This window comes from Streptomyces sp. NPDC104761, assembly GCF_055583445.1.
Window position 1 is genome coordinate 440,713 of sequence record NZ_JBVJNZ010000006.1, and the last position, 18,898, is coordinate 459,610.

16 protein-coding genes are annotated in these 18,898 nt (G+C 70.8%); 6 read left to right on the plus strand and 10 right to left on the minus strand.

The window, feature by feature from the left end; translation table 11 throughout:
• Positions 1-172: 172 nt before the first annotated feature.
• Positions 173-2,590, minus strand: coding sequence for a transglycosylase domain-containing protein (locus tag ACZ63F_RS19680; RefSeq protein WP_469712465.1), 2,418 nt, complete (start codon positions 2,588-2,590; stop codon positions 173-175).
• A 286-nt stretch (positions 2,591-2,876) separates the two neighbouring features.
• A complete protein-coding gene (locus ACZ63F_RS19685) occupies positions 2,877-3,818 on the minus strand; it encodes an NAD-dependent epimerase/dehydratase family protein (protein ID WP_469712466.1) in 942 nt (313 codons plus the stop codon).
• 209 nt (positions 3,819-4,027) lie between these two features.
• On the opposite strand from ACZ63F_RS19685, the gene ACZ63F_RS19690 reads away from it, so the two are divergent.
• The 3 genes from ACZ63F_RS19690 to ACZ63F_RS19700 are packed head-to-tail and all read left to right on the plus strand — an operon-like array spanning position 4,028 to position 7,583.
• On the plus strand, positions 4,028-4,552 hold the full coding sequence (locus ACZ63F_RS19690) for a PadR family transcriptional regulator (protein WP_093499339.1): 525 nt from the start codon (positions 4,028-4,030) through the stop codon (positions 4,550-4,552).
• Positions 4,549-5,238 (plus strand): ABC transporter ATP-binding protein, encoded by a 690-nt coding sequence (locus ACZ63F_RS19695; protein WP_469712467.1) that lies wholly within the window; start codon positions 4,549-4,551, stop codon positions 5,236-5,238. Before ACZ63F_RS19690 ends, ACZ63F_RS19695 begins: the two co-directional genes overlap by 4 nt.
• Positions 5,235-7,583: an ABC transporter permease gene (locus tag ACZ63F_RS19700; protein ID WP_469712468.1), complete on the plus strand. Its 2,349-nt coding sequence runs from the start codon at positions 5,235-5,237 to the stop codon at positions 7,581-7,583. Before ACZ63F_RS19695 ends, ACZ63F_RS19700 begins: the two co-directional genes overlap by 4 nt.
• Positions 7,584-7,589: 6 nt before the next feature.
• On the opposite strand, the gene ACZ63F_RS19705 is transcribed toward ACZ63F_RS19700, so the two are convergent.
• Positions 7,590-8,582 (minus strand): hydrogen peroxide-inducible genes activator, encoded by a 993-nt coding sequence (locus tag ACZ63F_RS19705; protein WP_469712470.1) that lies wholly within the window; start codon positions 8,580-8,582, stop codon positions 7,590-7,592.
• A 136-nt stretch (positions 8,583-8,718) separates the two neighbouring features.
• Between ACZ63F_RS19705 and ACZ63F_RS19710 the strand changes: the two genes are divergently transcribed.
• Together ACZ63F_RS19710 and ACZ63F_RS19715 are read left to right on the plus strand one after the other, a co-directional pair.
• Entirely contained in the window at positions 8,719-9,270 is a 552-nt protein-coding gene (locus tag ACZ63F_RS19710) for a peroxiredoxin (protein WP_093499343.1), read from the plus strand.
• Between the two features lie 4 nt (positions 9,271-9,274).
• A complete protein-coding gene (locus ACZ63F_RS19715; protein WP_469712471.1) occupies positions 9,275-9,814 on the plus strand; it encodes an alkyl hydroperoxide reductase in 540 nt (179 codons plus the stop codon).
• 130 nt (positions 9,815-9,944) lie between these two features.
• On the opposite strand, the gene ACZ63F_RS19720 is transcribed toward ACZ63F_RS19715, so the two are convergent.
• From ACZ63F_RS19720 to ACZ63F_RS19740, 5 genes are all read right to left on the minus strand, one after another.
• Complete coding sequence (locus ACZ63F_RS19720; protein ID WP_469712472.1) at positions 9,945-11,354, minus strand: AI-2E family transporter; 1,410 nt, start codon at positions 11,352-11,354, stop codon at positions 9,945-9,947.
• 258 nt (positions 11,355-11,612) lie between these two features.
• Complete coding sequence (locus tag ACZ63F_RS19725) at positions 11,613-12,299, minus strand: aggregation-promoting factor C-terminal-like domain-containing protein (protein ID WP_390640682.1); 687 nt, start codon at positions 12,297-12,299, stop codon at positions 11,613-11,615.
• A 425-nt stretch (positions 12,300-12,724) separates the two neighbouring features.
• Positions 12,725-14,050, minus strand: a complete 1,326-nt coding sequence (locus ACZ63F_RS19730; protein WP_351959517.1) for a PhoH family protein — start codon at positions 14,048-14,050, stop codon at positions 12,725-12,727.
• A 409-nt stretch (positions 14,051-14,459) separates the two neighbouring features.
• The gene (locus ACZ63F_RS19735; RefSeq protein ID WP_352354477.1) at positions 14,460-15,233 is read right to left on the minus strand and encodes an isoprenyl transferase; all 774 of its coding nucleotides are present in this window, start codon (positions 15,231-15,233) and stop codon (positions 14,460-14,462) included.
• Between the two features lie 864 nt (positions 15,234-16,097).
• A complete protein-coding gene (locus ACZ63F_RS19740) occupies positions 16,098-16,898 on the minus strand; it encodes a class I SAM-dependent methyltransferase (RefSeq protein ID WP_469712474.1) in 801 nt (266 codons plus the stop codon).
• Positions 16,899-16,949: 51 nt separating this feature from the next.
• On the opposite strand from ACZ63F_RS19740, the gene ACZ63F_RS19745 reads away from it, so the two are divergent.
• Entirely contained in the window at positions 16,950-17,450 is a 501-nt protein-coding gene (locus ACZ63F_RS19745) for a DinB family protein (RefSeq protein ID WP_469712476.1), read from the plus strand.
• A gap of 30 nt (positions 17,451-17,480) precedes the next feature.
• Here ACZ63F_RS19745 and ACZ63F_RS19750 read toward each other — a convergent pair whose 3' ends face one another.
• A complete protein-coding gene (locus ACZ63F_RS19750) occupies positions 17,481-17,960 on the minus strand; it encodes a GNAT family N-acetyltransferase (protein WP_469712478.1) in 480 nt (159 codons plus the stop codon).
• 57 nt (positions 17,961-18,017) lie between these two features.
• Positions 18,018-18,896, minus strand: a complete 879-nt coding sequence (locus ACZ63F_RS19755; RefSeq protein WP_469712480.1) for an LLM class flavin-dependent oxidoreductase — start codon at positions 18,894-18,896, stop codon at positions 18,018-18,020.
• Positions 18,897-18,898: the final 2 nt, after the last annotated feature.

Genomic DNA, 18,898 nt, shown 5'->3' on the forward strand with positions numbered 1-18,898 from the left:
TCCTTGTGAGGGGGGGGGGGGGTGTGCCCCGTCGCCCGGTCAGGGGTCTCTTTTTTGCTTCCCACCCGTACCTCCTTTCTTTTCTCCTCTCCCCCCCCCCCCCCCCCCCCCCCCCCCCCCCCCACGACGCGCCCGCACCGTACGAAGCACCGGTGCGGGGCATCGCTACTGGCTACTGACCGTCCGCCGGATTCAGCGGGTTGTCCGTGATGCCGCCCGTCGGGGTCTGCGACGGGGTCGACGGGGCACTGGTCGTCGGATCCGGGGACTTCGTCGGGGTCTGGGACGGGGTCTGCGACGGCGTCTGCGACGGGGTCGCGGACTTCGTCGGGGTCTGGGACGGGGTCTGCGAGGGCGTCTCGGACGGGGTCTCGCTGAAGCTCGGCGTGTCCGTCGGCTGGACGGCCGCGCCCAGCTCGGTGTTCAGGTCGAACTTCGCCTTCTTCGTGACGCCGAAGGTGTACGTCGCCCAGATCTGCGCCGGGTAACCGCCACCGTTGACGCGGCCGGTGCCGGGGAGCAGGCCCGTGGCGCCGGTGAGGGGGACCTGGTTGTGGGTCTTGGCGTCCTCGCCGAACAGGCCGACCGAGGTCACCAGGTCGGGCGTGTAACCGGTGAACCAGGCCGACTTGTTGTTGTCGGACGTACCCGTCTTGCCGGCCACCTGCTGCCCCTTGCGCAGCGGGTTCTGGGCCACCGACGCCTTGGCCGTGCCGTCGTCGACCACGCCGGTCAGCACCGACGTCACCTGGTCCGCCGCCTCGGCGCTGATCACCTGGTCGCCGATCGGGTCCGGCAGGTCGACCTTGCGGCCGGTCTTCTCCGCCGACGCGAGGATGCTCGGGGTGACCTTCTGGCCGTGGTTGTCGAGGGTGGCGTACACCGAGGCCATCTCCAGCGGGCTCGCGCCCATGCTGCCCAGGGTCATCGCGGGCACCGCCTGGAGGTTCTCGGTGTCCAGGCCGAGGTCGTCGGCGGTCTTCAGCACGTTCTTCATGCCGACGTCCACGCCCATCTGCGCGAACACCGAGTTGACGGACTTGTTCATCGCCGTCTGCACGGTGATGTTGCCGTAGTTCGCGTCGTCCTCGTTCGGCGGGGCGAAGGCGATGTCGCTGCCCTTGACCGGGCGGCCGCTGGTGCCGTCGTAGATCGTGTCGGCGTTGATGTCCTTGCCGTTCTGCGTCTTGGCGTTCTGGTCGAGCGCGGCGGCGAGGATGATCGGCTTGAAGGTGGACGCCGGCTGGTAGTCGGCGCGGGTGGCGTTGTTCGTGTAGTGCTTGTAGTAGTCGACGCCGCCGTACAGGGCGAGGATCTTGCCGGTCTTGGGGTCGACGGAGACGGCACCGGCCTGGACGTTGTTGTCGACCTTGCGCTTCTTGCCGTCGAGCTTGCTGGTGAGCTGGCTCTTGACGGCCGCCTCCAGCTTGGCCTGCTTCTTCGGGTCGATGTTCAGGGTGATCGTCCAGCCCTGGTCGACGACCTGGGCCTCGGCCTGGGACCGGGTGATGTTCTGCGACTTCATCAGCTGGTTCTCCAGCTGGGTGTTGGCCAGGTCGACCAGGTAGCCCTTCTGGCCCTCCAGACCGGAGGCGGGCTTCGGGTCCTTGGGGATCGGGAACTTCATGGCGTCGCGCTCGGACTTGTCCAGCCACTTCTGGCCGACCATGTTGTCCAGGACGTAGTTCCAGCGGGCCTGCACCAGTTTCTTGCCGACGGGACCCGCCACCGCCCAGTCGTACTGGCTGGGGGCCTGCAGCAGCGCGGCCAGGTAGGCGCCCTGCGCGACCGAGAGCTTGTCGGCGTCGACGCGGTAGTAGGCCTGGGCGGCGGCCTGGATGCCGTAGGCGCCGCGGCCGTAGTAGCTGGTGTTGATGTAGCCCGCGAGGATCTCCTCCTTGGTCTTCTCGCGGTCCACCTTCAGCGAGATGACCAGTTCCTTCAGCTTGCGCGTGACGGTCTGGTCCTGGTCCAGGTAGTAGTTCTTGACGTACTGCTGGGTGATCGTCGACCCGCCCTGGGTGCCGCGGCCCCGCGCGGTGTTGTAGAGGCCGCGGGCCATGCCCCTGAGGTCGATGCCGTTGTCCGTGTAGAAGGTCTTGTTCTCCGCTGCGACGAAGGTGTGCTGGACGGCCTTCGGGACCTTGGAGAGGTCGACGATCTCGCGGTTGACGGTGCCCTTGCGGGCCAGGACCGAACCGTCGCTGTACTTGTAGACGTTGCTCTGCGTCTGCGCGAGCGCGTTGCCCTCGGGGACGCTCACCATCATGTACAGCGCGATGAAGGAGCCGATGCCCAGCAGGCAGACGGTGAAGAACGCGCCGAGCATCTTCTTCCAGGTGAACAGCCTGCGTATGCGGCCCTTGGCGGGCTTGCCCGGCGGACCGGACCTGCCCGGCTTCCTGGCGGCGGCCCGGCGGCGCTCCGCACGGGTCGCGCCCTCGGCGGCCTCGGCGGCCGGCGGCTCGACCGCCGTCGTGGCCCCGCCCTGCGCCGGCGTGGCGGGCGCGGCCTGCGGGGACGTGCGGTTCCGGGGCGCGGCGCGGCGGCCGCCACGCTGTCGCGCTCTTCTCTCGTCCGCTCGTCCCATGAGTCCGTCTGCTCCGCTTCGTCTCGGCTGTCACACGTGTGTACGGGTGTCACACAAGTACGTGGCTCAGGTCAGTCCAGAAAGCTAACACCGCTCTCTATGACAAACACCGCACGATCTGTCCTTTTTCGGACGTGACAATCAGCACCCTCGCCCAACGGAACCGACGAGCGGAGGAGACGGAGGGTTGCCCGGAGCTGTCGAGCGATACCACTTCGATAGCACAGCACCGGCCCGGGATTGCACGGCCGGAGGGGTCTCGTCCGGCCGTGCACTGCGTGGGGGCTCAGCCGGCCAGTGCCGCCTTGAACCCCTGCCGCCAGGACGGGTACCGCGGTTCCCAGCCCAGTTCCCGCTTGGCCTTGGCGTTGGAGAAGCCGCGGCCCTGGGTCATGACGACGACCGCCTGCTCGCCGGCCAGGAGACGGGCCAGCCACACCGGTACCCGCAGCGGCCGCTTCGCCCCGGCGCACTCGGCCAGGTACGGCAGCCACTCGGCGGCCGGCGCCGGATCATCGTCGACGATGTTGAACACGCCCCGCGCCTTCTGCTCCACCGCGAGGACGGTCGCGCTCGCCGCGTCGTCGAGGTGGATCCAGCTGCTGTGGCCGGTGGCGCGGCCGACCAGGGGGTACTGGCGCTTGCGGACCAGCTCGACCTGGTCGTCGATGGCGCCGGGGCCGTAGAAGGCGCCGTAGCGCAGGGCCGCGCCGCCGGCCCCGAGGACCGCGTCCTCCAGGTGGCGCAGCGCCAGCATCCCCCGGTGCGCGGCGGTGCCCGGCAGCAGGTCCAGCGGGTCCTCCTCGGTCTTCACCCAGCCGCCCTCGCGGATGCCGTTCCAGCTCGCGTGGCTCTGCGCGACGACGTGCCGCACGCCGGCCGCCTCGGCGGCGGCCAGCAGGTGGTCCGTGCCCTCGGTGCGCAGCCGGTTGGTGAGGGCGAACCAGCGGTCGGGATGCTTGATGTCCGGCTTGCCGGCGTGCGCCGCGGAGATCGCGGTCAGCTGGTGGACGACGACGTCCGGGCGGGCCGCGGCCACCGCCGCGCCGACCGACGCCGCGTCCAGGCCGTCCATCACGACTCCCTGCGCGCCCAGTTCCGCCAGGAGCCCGAGCCTGGCCGCGCCCGTCGTGGTGGCCGTCACCTGATGCCCACGCGCCACCAGCTGCGGCACCAGCCGCCGCCCCAGCACCCCGCTGCCCCCTGCCACGAACACCCTCACAGCCATCACCTTCCTGATCCGGCCCGATGCGACCGGTCCGACTCGACGCGGGAGACCCGCTGCCGGACCGGAGACGAGACGGACCCCGCCGCCGTGACATCCCGCTGTCGCAGAACCGTGACAATCGGCCTTCACCTGCGGCTCCGTACAGCGGGCCATGATCTCTATACGCCGCGTATACACGCGGCGTATACACGATGTGTAGAGTCCCTTCCATGTCCATCGGTCACACCCTCCTGGGGCTCCTGGAGTCCGGCCCGCGCCACGGTTACGACCTGAAGCGGGCCTTCGACGAGAAGTTCGGTCACGACCGGCCGCTCCACTACGGCCAGGTCTATTCGACGATGTCCCGGCTGCTGAAGAACGGCCTCGTGGAGGTCGACGGCATCGAGGCCGGCGGCGGCCCCGAGCGCAAGCGGTACGCCATCACCGACGCCGGGGTCACCGACGTCGAGCAGTGGCTGGCGACCCCCGAGAAGCCGGCGGAGTACCTCCAGTCGACCCTGTACACCAAGGTCGTGCTCGCGCTGCTGACGCACCGCAACGCCGGCGACATCCTCGACAGCCAGCGTTCCGAGCACCTGCGCAGCATGCGCATCCTCACCGACCGCAAGCGCCACGGCGACCTCGCGGACCAGCTCGTCTGCGACCACGCCCTGTTCCACCTGGAGGCCGACCTGCGCTGGCTGGAACTGACCGCGGCCCGGCTCGACAAGCTCCGTGCGGAGGTGACCAGGTGAACGCCCCCGCCGGTTCACTGCTCGCGGCCGAGAACCTCCGCAAGGCGTACGGCCCGACCGTCGCCCTCGACGGGGCCGAGTTCTCCATACACCCGGGCGAGGTCGTCGCCGTGATGGGGCCGTCCGGCTCCGGCAAGTCGACGCTGTTGCACTGCCTCGCCGGGATCGTGCCGCCCGACTCCGGGTCGATCATGTACGCGGGCCGCGAGATGGCCACCATGAACGACACCGAGCGCAGCGCGCTGCGGCGCAGCGAGTTCGGGTTCGTCTTCCAGTTCGGCCAGCTGGTGCCCGAGCTGACCTGCGTGGAGAACGTCGCGCTGCCGCTGCGGCTGAACGGCACCTCCCGCAAGGAGGCACAGCGGGCCGCGCTGGGCTGGATGGAGAAGCTGGAGGTCGACGACCTCGCGAAGAAGCGTCCTGGCGAGGTCTCCGGCGGTCAGGGGCAGCGCGTCGCGGTGGCCCGCTCGCTGGTGACCGGGCCGCGGGTGCTGTTCGCCGACGAGCCGACCGGCGCGCTCGACTCGCTCAACGGCGAGCGGGTGATGGAGCTGCTGACGGACGCCGCGCGCTCCACCAACGCGGCCGTCGTCCTGGTCACGCACGAGGCGCGGGTGGCCGCGTACTCCGACCGCGAGATCGTCGTACGGGACGGGAAGTCCCGGGACATGGAGCGGGCGGTATGAACGCGGGGCAGTGGTCGAGGGACCTGGCCATGGGGGTCCGGTTCGCCTTCGCCGGCGGCCGCGAGGGCTGGTTCCGGGCCGCGATGACGGCGGTGGGCGTGGGCCTGGGGGTGGCGCTGCTGCTGCTCACCACGGCCATCCCGAGCGCGCTGGCCGTGCGCCACCAGCGTGATGTGGCGCGGGCGGACTACACGTACGTCTTCGGCCACTCCCTCAAGCGCGGCGAGAAGACGTTCGTCGTCGCGGACATCGACACCCCCTACCGGGGCGCCGACATCCGCGGCCGGCTGATCCAGCGGGAGGGCGCGAAGGCGCCGGTGCCGCCCGGGCTGACCGCGTACCCGGCGGCCGGCGACATGGCCGTGTCGCCCGCGCTGAAGCGGCTGCTGGACTCCCCCGACGGCGCGCTGCTGCGGGCCCGGCTGCCGTACCGGATCACCGCCACCATCGCGGAGAGCGGGCTGACCGGCTCCCAGGAACTCGCCTACTACGCGGGCTCCGCCGACCTCGCCGCGCACGTCCACCCGCCGGACGTGGCCCGGATCGACCACTTCGGCAGCCCCCGGTCCCCGGACGCGGAGTCCGACCCGGTCCTCACCCTGCTCGTCCTCGTGGTGTTCACGGTGCTGCTGATGCCGGTCGCCGTGTTCGTCGCGGCCGCCGTCCGCTTCGGCGGCGAGCGCCGCGACCGGCGGCTGGCCGCGCTGCGGCTGGTCGGCTCCGACGGCCGGATGGTACGGCGGATCGCGGCCGGCGAGGCGATGGCCGGCGCGCTGCTCGGACTCGTCCTCGGCGCCGGCTTCTTCCTGCTCGGCCGTCAGCTCGCGGGCAACGTCGAGGTGTTCGGCACCAGCGTGTTCCCGAGCTACCTCAACCCTTCCCCGGTGCTGGCCCTGCTGGTGGCGGTGGCCGTGCCGGCGGCGGCCGTGCTGGTGACCCTGTTCACGCTGCGCGGGGTGGTCATCGAGCCGCTCGGCGTGGTGCGCACGGCGAAGCCCGCCCGCCGCCGGCTGTGGTGGCGGCTGCTGCTCCCGGTGGCCGGCCTGGCGGCGCTCTACCCGATGATCGGGCAGGGCCGCGGCGACGGCGACTTCAACCAGTACCTGGTGACCGGCGGCGTCCTGCTCCTCCTGGTCGGCATCACGGCGCTGCTGCCGTGGGTCGTTGAGACGGTCGTCGGCCGGCTCGGCCGGGGCGCGGTGGCCTGGCAACTGGCCGTCCGGCGGCTGCAGCTGAGCAGCGGCACGGCGGCCCGCATGGTCAACGGCATCGCGGTGGCGGTGGCCGGTGCGATCGCGCTCCAGATGGTCTTCGCCGGTGTCGAGGCGGACTACACCAAGACGACCACCAACGACCTCAACCGCGCGCAGATGTCGGTCCAGGTACCGTCCGGCGTCTCGGTGCCCGAGGTGGCCCGGGCCATGACCGCCACCAAGGGCGTGCGGAAGGTGGTCTCGATCGCCGACGGCCAGGTCGGCGACCTGAAGAAGGACCCGGCACAGACCGCCCAGGTGAGCGTGGGCAGTTGTGCCTCGCTGCGGGAGGTCGCGACCCTGCCGTCCTGTCACGACGGCGACGTCTTCGTGGTGAAGGGCTCCGAAGCCGACTCCGAGACGGCGAAGCTGCTGGCGGCCGGCGAGAAGCACGGCCGGACGCTCTACCTCGACCCCGCCTACAGCGGTGACGACGACGGCCCCGCGAGCCGCTGGACGGTGCCGGCCGAGCTGAAGCAGGCGCAGACCCGCGAGGACCCCACCGGCTACGAGCGCGGCGGCTTCCTGCTCACCCCGGGTGCGCTGCCGCACGGCGCCAGCACGGCGGTGCAGGGCGTGGTCTACCTGTCCGTCGACCCCGCGGTGCCCGACGCCAACGAGTACGTGATCAACACGGCGGTCGGGATCGACCCGCTGATGCACGCGGAGGCGCTCACCCGGTTCGAGCGGAACAACCAGTTCGAGTCCATCCGCACCGGGCTGTTCGTCGGCGCGGCCGCCGTCCTGGCACTGATCGGCGCGAGCCTGCTGGTCGGCCAGGTGGAGCAGCTGCGCGAGCGCAAGAAGCTGCTGTCGGCCCTGGTGGCCTTCGGCACCCGGCGCCGCACGCTGAGCCTGTCGGTGCTGTGGCAGACGGCGATCCCGGTCGGGCTCGGCCTGCTGCTGGCCGGCGTGGTGGGGCTGACGCTCGGCTCGGTGCTGCTGAAGATGGTCGGCTCCACGGTGCGCGTGGACTGGCCGGGCGTGCTGGCCATGACCGGTTTCGGCGCGGCGGTCGTCCTGGCGGTGACCCTGCTCAGCATGCCGCCGCTGCTGCGGCTGATGCGCCCGGACGGCCTGCGCACCGAGTAGCCGCCGTCAGGAACCGGCGCCGAGGACCCGGACGGGCAGCGGCCGCAGCGCCTCGCGCAACGCGGCCGCCAGCTCCCGGTACTCGGCGCCGCGCGCTGCCCCGGCGCGTGCCGCGAGGGCGACCCGGCGGCTCGGCGCGGGCTCCGCGAAGGAGCCGGTGCGGAGCTGGTCGCTGCGGCTGGTCTCGACCCTGACGGCGGTGTGCGGCAGCAGGGTGCAGCCGAGTCCGCCGGCGACCAGCTGGACGAGGGTGGCGAGCCCGGCGGCCGTGGTGGTGACCGCGACGTCCTCGCGGCCCGCCTCCCGGCAGATGTCCAGGGCCTGGTCGCGCAGGCAGTGCCCCTCGTCCAGGAGCAGCAGGTTGAGCTCCTTGAGCGCCTCGCGGCCGATGCCGGTGCGGCCGCCGAGCGGATGCCCGGGGGGCGTGACGAGCACGAAGTCCTCGTCGAACAGCGGGAGTTCGACGACCCCGGGGATGCCCAGGGGGACCGCGAGCAATAGCAGGTCGAGCCGGCCGGCGGCGAGCCCGTCCAGGAGGCTGGCGGTCTGCTCCTCGTGGACCTGGAGGTCGAGGTCCGGATAGCGGTCGTGGACCAGTGCGAGGACGGTCGGCAGCAGGTACGGCGCGACGGTGGGGATCACCCCGAGCCGCAGCGCGCCGGTGAACGGCGCCCGCACCGCCTCCGCCTCGGCCAGCAGCGCCTGCACGCCGTCCAGCACCTCCCTCGCCCGTACGGCGAGCCGCGCGCCGGCCGGCGACAGCAGCACCTTGCGGGTGGTCCGTTCGAGCAGCGTGACGCCGAGCGTCTCCTCGAGGGCCGCGACGGCTCCCGAGAGCGCGGGCTGGCTCATGCCTATCGCGGCCGCCGCGTCCCGGAAGTGCAGGTGCTCGGCGACGGCGGCGAAGGCGCGCAGCTGCGCGAGACTGGGCTGCCGCCGCCTGCCGCCGGCACCGGCCCCGCCCCCGGTACCGTTCCCCAGGGAATTACCCACAGCCACTGATAGCCACCTCCGATCAACCCGACCGAGTGTAGCTATTTCAGGAATCAATGCACCTTGTGCCACGATCTGCGACGTCCAACCCATCGGAGTGGACCCCGCGATCCGGGGTGGCTCCGCGCTGCAAGGAGAGCGTGTGCTCACTGTCGGTGACAAGTTCCCCGAGTTCGAACTGACCGCCTGCGTCTCGCTGGAGAAGGGGAAGGAGTTCGAGACGATCACCCACAAGACCTACCAGGGTTGGAAGGTGGTCTTCGCGTGGCCCAAGGACTTCACCTTCGTGTGCCCCACCGAGATCGCCGCGTTCGGCAAGCTGAACGAGGAGTTCGCCGACCGCGACGCGCAGATCCTCGGCTTCTCCGGTGACTCCGAGTTCGTCCACCACGCCTGGCGCAAGGACCACGACGACCTGCGCGAGCTGCCGTTCCCGATGATGGCCGACTCGAAGCACGAGCTGATGCGCGACCTCGGCATCGAGGGCGAGGACGGCTTCGCCAAGCGCGCGGTGTTCATCGTCGACCAGAACGACGAGATCCAGTTCTCCATGGTGACCGCGGGCTCGGTGGGCCGTAACCCCAAGGAGGTCCTGCGGGTCCTCGACGCGCTCCAGACCGACGAGCTCTGCCCGTGCAACTGGAGCAAGGGCGAGGACACCCTCGACCCGGTCGCGCTCCTCGCGGGTGAGTGACCCCGTGTCCCTCGACAACCTCAAGTCCCGTCTCCCGGACTACGCCAAGGACCTGAAGCTCAACCTGGGTTCGGTCATCGGCAACTCGGAGCTGCCGGCCCAGCAGCTGTGGGGCACGGTCCTGGCGACCGCCATCGCCGCCCGCTCCCCGATCGTGCTGCGCGAGCTGGCGCCGGAGGCGAGGGCGAACCTCACGCCCGAGGCGTACACGGCGGCCAAGGCCGCGGCCGCGGTGATGGCGATGAACAACATCTTCTACCGCACCCGCCACCTGCTCTCCGACCACGAGTACGGCACCCTGCGCGCGGGGCTGCGGATGAACGTCATCGGCAACCCCGGCGTCGACAAGGTCGACTTCGAGCTGTGGTCGTTCGCAGTGTCCGCGGTCAACGGCTGCGGGATGTGCCTGGACTCCCACGAGCAGGTGCTGCGCAAGGCCGGGGTCGGCCGTGAGGTGATCCAGGAGGCGTTCAAGATCGCTTCCGTGGTCCAGGCGGTCGGCTCCGCCCTGGAAGCCGAAGCCGTGCTGGCCGAGTTCGAGTAGGCACCGTCGCCCTGTGGACCCCGCTCACCTCTTGTGGGCGGGGTCTTCCGTGTTCCTGGGGACTGCGCCCCGGACCCCCTTCGGCCGGAACGGCCTCGTCCTCGAACGCCGGACGGGCTGAAGAAGGTGGCTAGGCGCCGTCGTCGGGCGCGGGACGGGGCGAAGAGTGCGACGGGTCGCCGTCGTCGGGCACGGTACGGGACGAAGAGTGCGACCGGTCGCCGTCGTCGGGCGCGGGACCGGCCGGTGCCGACGGCTGGTCGTGGGCCTCGGGCTCGGTGCCCTCGTAGCGCTCGCGCGAGTACTGGTGCAGGTAGCTGACCACGGTGTTGGTCACCGCCACCAGCGGTACGGCCACCACCGCGCCGCCCAGCCCGGCCACCAGGCTGCCGGCGCTGACCGTGAGGACCACGGCGAGGGGGTGGACGCGGACCGCGCGGCCCAGGATGAACGGCTGCAGGATGTGGCCCTCGATCTGCTGGACCGCCAGGACCACGACCAGGGTCATGACCGCGGTGAAGACGCCCTGGGTGACCAGCGCCACGATCACCGCCAGCGCGCCGGAGGCGACGGCGCCCACGAGCGGGATGAACGAGAACAGGAAGATGAAGACGGCCAGCGGCACGGCCATCGGGACGTTCAGGAAGTAGATGCCGATGCCGATGAAGATGGCGTCGATGAGGGCGACAAGGACCGTGCCCCGGACGTAGGCAGTGAGCGTGCGCCAGGCACGCGGGCCGGCGCCGGCCACGCCCTCGCGGGCGGCGGCGGGGACCAGCTTGAGGAACCAGCGCCAGATGCGGTCGCCGTCGTAGAGCAGGAAGAGCGTGGAGAAGAAGACCAGCAGGAGACCGGTCAGGGCCTCCACGACCACCTGGACGCCCTCGAGGCCGAACGACGTGATCTGGTCGGTGTTGGCGCCGATCGCCTCGCGGAGGTTCTTGGCGATCTGGTTGATCTGTTTGTCGGTGACGTGGAACGGACTCTTCAGCAGCCAGTTGCGCAGGTCGTCGATGCCGTTCTGGATCTGGTCGGAGAGCGTGTCGATGTTCTCCATGACCTGCCAGGTCACGAACCAGCCCATCAGGCCGATCACCACGAAGCCGGAGATGGCGGTGAGCGCGGTGGCCGGACCACGCGGTACGCCGTAGCGGCGCAGCCGGGCGACGGTGGGCTGGAGCAGGGCCGTGATGAGCAGGGCGATGACGAAGGCGAACACGACCAGCTGCACGGAACTGATGACCCGCATCAGGATCCAGACGGCGCCGGCCAGCACCAGCAGCCGCCAGCCGGCCTCGGCGGCGACCCGGACGCCCCACGGGATGGCCGTCACCGGGTCGGGACGCGGCACCGGCTTCCGGACGGGCGCGGGGGCCGGCGGGTCCGGAGCCGGTGCGGGTGCCGGCACGGACACGGCCGGAGCGGGCGGCTCCGGCTCGGCGTGCTCCCGCTCCACCTCGGCCCGGCGCTCGTCCAACCGCTCGCCCATCTCGGTCAGTCCGGCACCGATACGGCCGAGCCACTCAGGCACGCGCGACATGATCCGCCCTTTCCCCACCACTCCCCCCTGGAGTCGTCCGCAACGACCGTACAGGGCAACAGCCCCTCCCCCTAGGACGGGGAGGGGCTGCGGAAGGTTGAGAGAGGGGCCGGCTACCAGCTTTCAGGGGCGCTGGGGTACCCCCGGCCGAAGGCTGGGGAGGAACTGCGCGAGAAACCCCCACCGGCCCGCGGACGCCCACGAACCGCAGGCACCCCGAACCGCAGCGCCGTTTGTCGGCCGAACCCGGCGGAGCGCCTAGTACCAGTGGTTGGCCTGCCAGAACGACCAGGCCTGACACGGGCTGCCGTACCGGGAGTTCATGTAGTTGAGGCCCCACTTGATCTGCGTGGCCGGGTTGGTCTGCCAGTCGGCGCCCGCGGAGGACATCTTGGAGCCGGGCAGGGCCTGGAAGAGACCGTAGGCGCCGGAGGAGGCGTTGACCGCCTGGTAGTTCCAGCTGGACTCGTGGTCCACGATGTTGCTGAAGCACTGGTACTGACCGCCGGCCACCATCTGCTGCGCCATCGCCTGGATCTGCGCCACGGTGTACGAGCTCTGGACCGGGAAGCTGGACGAGGAGCGGCTGGCCGTCTGCTTCGCCTCGGCGCGGGCCTTGGCCTCCTTGGCCGCCTTCTCCGCTTCGGCCTTCTTGGCCTCGGCGGTCTTGGCCGCGGCCACCCGGGCGGCCTGCTCGGCGTCCTTCTTGGCGGACGCGTCCGCCTGGATCGCCACGGCGTCGGCCTGCTGCGTCAGGGACGCGGTCTGGACCTGGGCCTGCTGACCCGCGGGCAGGTCGGCGAGGAGCGTGGTGTCGGCTGCCGTAGCCTCGGCGTCGTTGTTGGGCTGGGCAACGCTGCCCGAGGCAACACCCACGACGCTTCCGACGGCGGTGACCGCGGTGGCGGAGGCCACTGCGAATCCCCGGACCGAGATCCGGCTCACACGGTTTCCTTCCAGCATCGCCCGCTTCGGTGACCCTGGCGGACGCAATCGTGCCCCTGGCACAGGTCTCCTCACTACTGGGTCACGGGAGACGCGGGCCCGGCGGGCAGCTCCGGAAGGGAGCGCCGCGTGGTGCTCGGGCGGCATACGACGTCGCTATGGAATTAGCAGTGGTGCTTCTGTTGTTCCGTACCGCTGGGGGTACGGGTGTGTCGTATGCGGGGCCTGACAGGAATGAGACTCTGCCGTAACCCGACGCCGGGTGGCAATTCCGAGTTGCGTGTGAAAGCTCACATCCGGTTTCTCCCAGGGGATTTCAGGAAACCCCCACGCGCGAAGGCGCCGCCCGGCTAGGCTCGGGGCCTTTGCCGGACGGCGCCAACGGGTGGGTCCTCACCCCAGGTTGGACACAGGGATCAGAGGGTTCAGATGTGCCCGTCCTCCAGCATTTCGGTCACAAGGGCGGCAATCTGGGACCTCTCGGACCGGGTGAGGGTGACATGCGCGAACAGCGGATGCCCCTTCAGCTTCTCCACCACGGCGACCACACCGTCGTAACGGCCGACCCGCAGATTGTCCCTCTGCGCCACGTCGTGGGTCAGAACGACCCGCGAATTCGCGCCGATCCGGGACAGAACGGTCAGCAGGACGTTCCGTTCCAGCGACTGGGCCTCGTCCACGATCACGAACGCGTCGTGCAGGGAGCGGCCGCGGATGTGGGTGAGCGGCAGCACCTCCAGCATCCCGCGGGCGGTGACCTCCTCGATGACCTCGCGGCTGGTGACCGCGGAGAGGGTGTCGAAGACCGCCTGTGCCCAGGGGCTCATCTTCTCCGCCTCGGAGCCCGGCAGATAGCCCAGTTCCTGCCCGCCGACCGCGTACAGCGGGCGGAAGACCATCACCTTCTGGTGCTGACGGCGCTCCAGGACCGCCTCCAGGCCCGCGCACAGCGCCAGCGCGCTCTTGCCGGTGCCGGCCCGGCCGCCCATCGAGACGATCCCGACGTCCGGGTCGAGCAGCAGGTCCAGCGCGATGCGCTGCTCGGCGCTGCGGCCCTTGATGCCGAACGCCTCGCGGTCGCCGCGCACCAGGCGGATGTTGCCCTCCGCGGTCACCCGGCCGAGCGCCTTGCCGCGCTCCGACTGGATGGTCAGGCCGGTGTGCACGGGGAGGTCGGAGGCCTCCGGGACGTACACGTGCCCTTCCTCGAAGAGGATGTCCACCTGCTCGCCGGGCAGGGTCAGTTCGGACATTCCGGTCCAGCCGGAGGAGTCCGTGATGGCGAGTTCGGCGCGGTACTCCTCGGCGAGGAGTCCGACCGACGACGCCTTGATCCTGAGCGGCAGGTCCTTCGAGACGACGGTGACGTCGTACCCCTCGGCCTGCAGGTTGCGGGCCACCGCGAGGATGCGGGAGTCGTTGTCCCCCAGGCGGTAGCCGCTCGGCAGCACGCTGGGGTCCGAGTGGTTGAGCTCGACACGGATGGTGCCGCCGAGGTCCCCGATCGGGATGGGGGCATCGAGGCGGCCGTGCCGGACCCGGTAGTCGTCGAGCAGGCGCAGCGCCTGCCGGGCGAAGTAACCGAGTTCGGGATGGTGCCGCTTGGCCTCCAGTTCCGTGACCACGACGATCGGGAGCACTACCTCGTGCTCCTCGAAGCGGGTCATGGCGTTCGGGTCGGCCAGCAGGACGCTGGTGTCGAGAACATAGGTGCGCCGGTCGGACTTGCGGCGCGCTGTGCTGGTCACCACGGAAGGACGTACCCCCTCGGATGAGGTCGGGGAGCGACGAGAGCGAGCTGGACCGGTTGACGGCCACCCTGCACGGGCCGAAAACCGGCCCCCCGCTGCTTCTTCCGTGCCGTGACCGCACGGTCGGGCTGGTGCAAAGGGCCTCCCGGGTGGACGGCCCCGAGCCGCCCACTGAGATCCGATGCCCGGGGTTCGGGCGTCGGCCTGTCTGGCTTATGCCCTCGAACATGCGCCGCCATGCCACGGTCCGCAACGACGCGCAGGTGAACTCCCTGTTACTCGCGCCCCAATATGGGTGATTTACGCCTCATGGGTGACGTGTGGTCATCCACCGTGACGACGTGGTCATCCAGCGTGGCGCAGACGTCGGGGGCCTTGTGCCGTGTCGACGTCCGCCGTCAGGGTGACGTCACCCGCCGTAGCGGCGGTGCCGGGCCGCGTAGTCGCGCATGGCGCGCAGGAAGTCGACCTTGCGGAACGCGGGCCAGAAGACCTCGCAGAAGTAGTACTCGGAGTGGGCGGTCTGCCAGAGCATGAATCCGGACAGCCGCTGCTCGCCGCTGGTGCGGATCACCAGGTCCGGGTCGGGCTGGGCACCGGTGTAGAGGTGACGGCCGATCATGTCGACGTCGACGGAGTCGGCGAGGTCCTCCATCGCGACGCCCTTGTCGTGGGCGTCCAGGATCATCGAGCGGACGGCGTCGGCGATCTCCTGGCGGCCGCCGTAGCCGATGGCGACGTTCACCAGTATTCCGTCGACGTGCGCGGTGGCCTCCTCGGCCTCCTTCAGCGCGGTCTGCATCGGGGCGGGCAGCAGGTCGGGCGTGCCGACGTGGTGGACGCGCCAGCGGCCGTCGGCGGCGAGGGTGCGGACGACGTCCTCGATGATGCCGAGAAGCGGGACCAGTTCCTCCTTGGCGCGGTCGAAGTTGTCGGTCGACAGCAGCCACAGGGTGACGACCTCGACGTCGGTCTCGGAGCACCAGCCGAGGAACTCCTCGATCTTCTCCGCGCCGGCACGGTGACCGTGCACCGTGCTGGATCCCGCGGCCTTCGCCCAGCGCCGGTTGCCGTCCATGATGACGCCGATGTGCTTGGGCACCTGAGCGTGGTCCAGGTGGCCTTCCACCCGGCGCGCGTAGAGCCTGACGAGCAGGCCGCGCAGCTTGTCGCGCAGGTTCACTTCAAGTCCGCCCCTCGTGAATCGGATGCGGGGGGTCCGCCCGCCGAAGCCTACCCCGCGGGGAGTTGGGGGAGGCGCGGCAGGGAAGGCGCCTTGTGGGGGCGGGGGTTCCGGTCGCGCGCGGCCGCGGTCGGGTTGTGGCTGGTCTCGCAGTCCCCCGTCCCTCTGTGGGGCGCGGCCCCGGGCCCGTTGAGAAGCGGGTGAAAAAACGGGCCGGTCCGTGGGGGGGAGACGGACCGGCCCGAGGGGGGGTTTCCACCATAACCCTTCGTAAGTGATGCTGCGTGCATCAGCGCGCATCAACTACTCTCCGGAGTCGTCCGGCGACGCCGCGATGGGCCTGGGACGCTGGATTCGAGAGTCCCGCATGGCCGATTCGCAGCGGAATCCCAGGAAAAAGTAGCCGCTTACGGGGAGATCCAGAGGGTTTGAGCCGTCTTGCGGAAACCTAGGCGAGTTGTTCGCCCATCCCCCCGACGGGCTACCCCGGGTGCGAACAACGGCTTGACGGGAGCGGGTGGGGCGTCGCGGCACCGCGCAGCCCCCTCCACTGCACGGTACCGCCCGCGCAGCTTTGCTCACGCGAATTGCCTTGGTCTGAACTTACGTGAGCCGATCGGGTGATACGAAACGAAAGAGGTAACGATGTGAGAACGCTGTGAAAATGAGAGGTGAACAGAAGGGATCAACCTTCACTTGTGCGTAGATCTGGGACGCGGAGCACCACTTGACCACTTCCGTGATCAACATCCCGTAATGTCCCACCTTGATCGTTTCACCCTCCGCCCGTCCGGGCGGGTGTCCGGAACCCCGGACGGCGGTTCTTGGCCATTCTTCGCCGCCTGGCATTCCAAGGCCGGTGGATCACGCCCGGAGCGCCGGTCTGCGGACGTCGAAGAGGTGCCGGGAACTGTGCGCGACGAAGGGTCCTTCCGTCTCGATCCGGCGGTGCAGAGCCCGTAGTTGGGGCTCGTACGCCTCGACCGTGAAGCCCGGGACCATCCACACGACCTTCCGCAGGAAGTGCACGACGGCCGCGATGTCGTGGAACTCCATCCGCAGCCGCTCCGCCCGCAGACCGACCACCTCCAGCCCGGCCGCCTCCGCCGCGGCGCGCTCGGTGTCGGGGCGGCGGGCGCCGCGGACGGCCTCCGGCTGCGGGCCGAGGAAGAACTCGACGAGCTCGAAGACGCTGGCCGGCCCGACGTGCTGCGCGAAGTACGTGCCGCCCGGCCGCAGCACCCGCGCGATCTCGGCCCAGTCGGCCCGCACCGGATGCCTGCTGAGCACCAGGTCGAAGGTCCCGTCGGCGAACGGCAGCGGGGCGTCCTCGGGCGAGGCGACGACCACCACCCCGCGAGCGCCCAGCAGTGCGCTCGCCTTCGGGACGTTCGGCGGCCAGCCCTCGGTGGCGGCGAGCAGACCGGGCCGGCCGGGGGCGGCCGTACCGAGGGCGAAGTCGAACACCTCGCCGCCGCCGGTCTGGATGTCGAGCGCCGCCGTGGCGCGGGCCAGCCTCCCGCCGGCCGAACGGGCGTACCCCCACGACGGCCGCGCCTCGGTGGCCCGCCCCTCGAACCAGGAGAAGTCCCACCCCTCGGTCGGCACGGCGGCGCCCTCCGCGACGAGGTCCTCGAAAGTGCGGTGCGTCCGCTGCTCTGCCATGCCCGCAGCATCGCAGCGGACTGTCGGTCCCCGCTGCTAATTTCACCGGCCATGACGACCGACGACACGTACACGGCCGGTGAGAAGGAAACCCTGCACGCGAGCCTGGACCGGCACCGGGACGCCGTCCTGTGGAAACTGCAGGGTCTGGACGACGAACGACTGCGGCGCCCGATGACGCCGTCGGGCACGAACCTGCTGGGGCTGGTGAAGCATCTGGCGTCGGTGGAGTACGGCTGGTTCGTCGCGTCCTTCGGCGCCGAGGTCGAGCCGCTGTGGTTCGACCCCTACAGCGACGACGACCTGTCCGTCGGCCCCGGTGAGACCACCCAGCAGATCATCGACTTCTACGGCCGCGCCCGCGCCGCGGCCGACGCGGTGATCACCGGACGCCCGCTGGAGGCACTGGGCCGCCCGGACTGGCGGGACCACGAGGTCTCGCTCCGCTGGGTCCTCGTCCACATGATCGAGGAGACGGCGCGGCACGCCGGGCACATGGACATCGTGCGGGAGCTGATCGACGGGGCGACGGGGGACCATCCGCGCACCTGAGCCACAGACAGCGCGCCGCGGGGGGGGCGATCAGGGCGCCCCCGCGGCAGGGTCGCGCAGGACCAGCAGCACGAATCCCTCGTCCACGGCGTGCTCCGCCCCCTCGTACGGCACGAAGCCGCTCTTCTCCAGGAGCCGTACGGAGGCCGTGTTCCCGGCGGACAGGTCGGCGAACAGCGGCCGTACCGTCTCCTCCTGGAGGAAGAGGGCGAGGGCGCGACTGCCGACGCCTCTCCCCCAGTAGGCCCGCCCGAGCCAGTACCCGGTGAACCGGCGCTCGCCCTCCCACCAGGCGACGATGTTCCCCGCGACCTCGCCGTCCGCGACGACGGTCCGCACCCGGCCGCTCGGATCCCCGAGCACCCGCTCTCTCCAGTGCCTCAGGAAGGCCTCCCGCGGCCGGGGCGTGAACCGCGACCGCCGGACGGCCTCCGGGTCGTGCTCGTACGCGAGGAAGATCTCGAGGTCGTCGTCCCGCACGGGCCGCAGCCGAACGTCATCGGTCGTCATACCGGCGAGTGTGGCACCCGCCACTGACAACGCCGGGCGGCCTGCTCCGGGGGGCCGCTACGGCACCAGCGGCCTGACCTCCTCAGCGGTGAACCGTACGAAGCCCTCGGGGTCGGTTTCGTCCGCCGTCGGCTGGAGGACGACGGTGTCGGCGCCGGCCTCCGCGAGCCGCCGCACGGCCTTGGCGACGGCGCCCGCGTCACCGGCGACACCGAGGCCGGGGACGGACTCCAGCCCGTCCGCGACGAGTTCGGCACGGAGCCGGGCGGGGGCGTCGGGCCCGGTGGCGGTCAGCAGGTACGCCACAACCCTGTGCGGCTCGTCCGCACCGCGCCCCGCGGCCAGCCGCCCCTCCTCGATGAGCCGCACGGCCCGGCGCACCCCGTCGGGTGAGGTGGCGGCGGTGAGCACGGTCCCGTCGGCGGCGGCACCGGACAGCCGGAGGGTACGGGGACCCTCGGCGCCGGCGAGGACCTCGACGGGGCCGGCGGGCGGCCAGTCGAGCGCGACGTCGTCGAGCCGGACGTACCGCCCGTCCACCGTGACCCGCTCCCCGCGCAGCAGCGCACGCAGGGCGTCGAGATGCTCGCGCAGCAGGGTCAGCGGGGAGTCCGCGCGGGCGCCGACCTGGCCCATCCAGTCCTGCACGCCGTGCCCGACACCGAGGACGGCACGCCCCGGGAACATCCGATGCAGTGCAGCGGCCTCCATGGCGGTGATGGCGACGTTCCGCAACGGCACGGGCAACAGCCCGACGCCGACCCGCACCCGCTCACTCCATGCGAGCGCAGCGGCGGCGGTCGAGATCCCACCCTCCCGGAAGCAGTCCTCCCACAACCACAACTCCTCAAGCCCCACCCCCTCAGCCACCCGAACCACATCCCGCAGCCGCTCGGGGGGAAGCTGGGGGCGGAAGACTGCGCCGAGTGATGTCATGG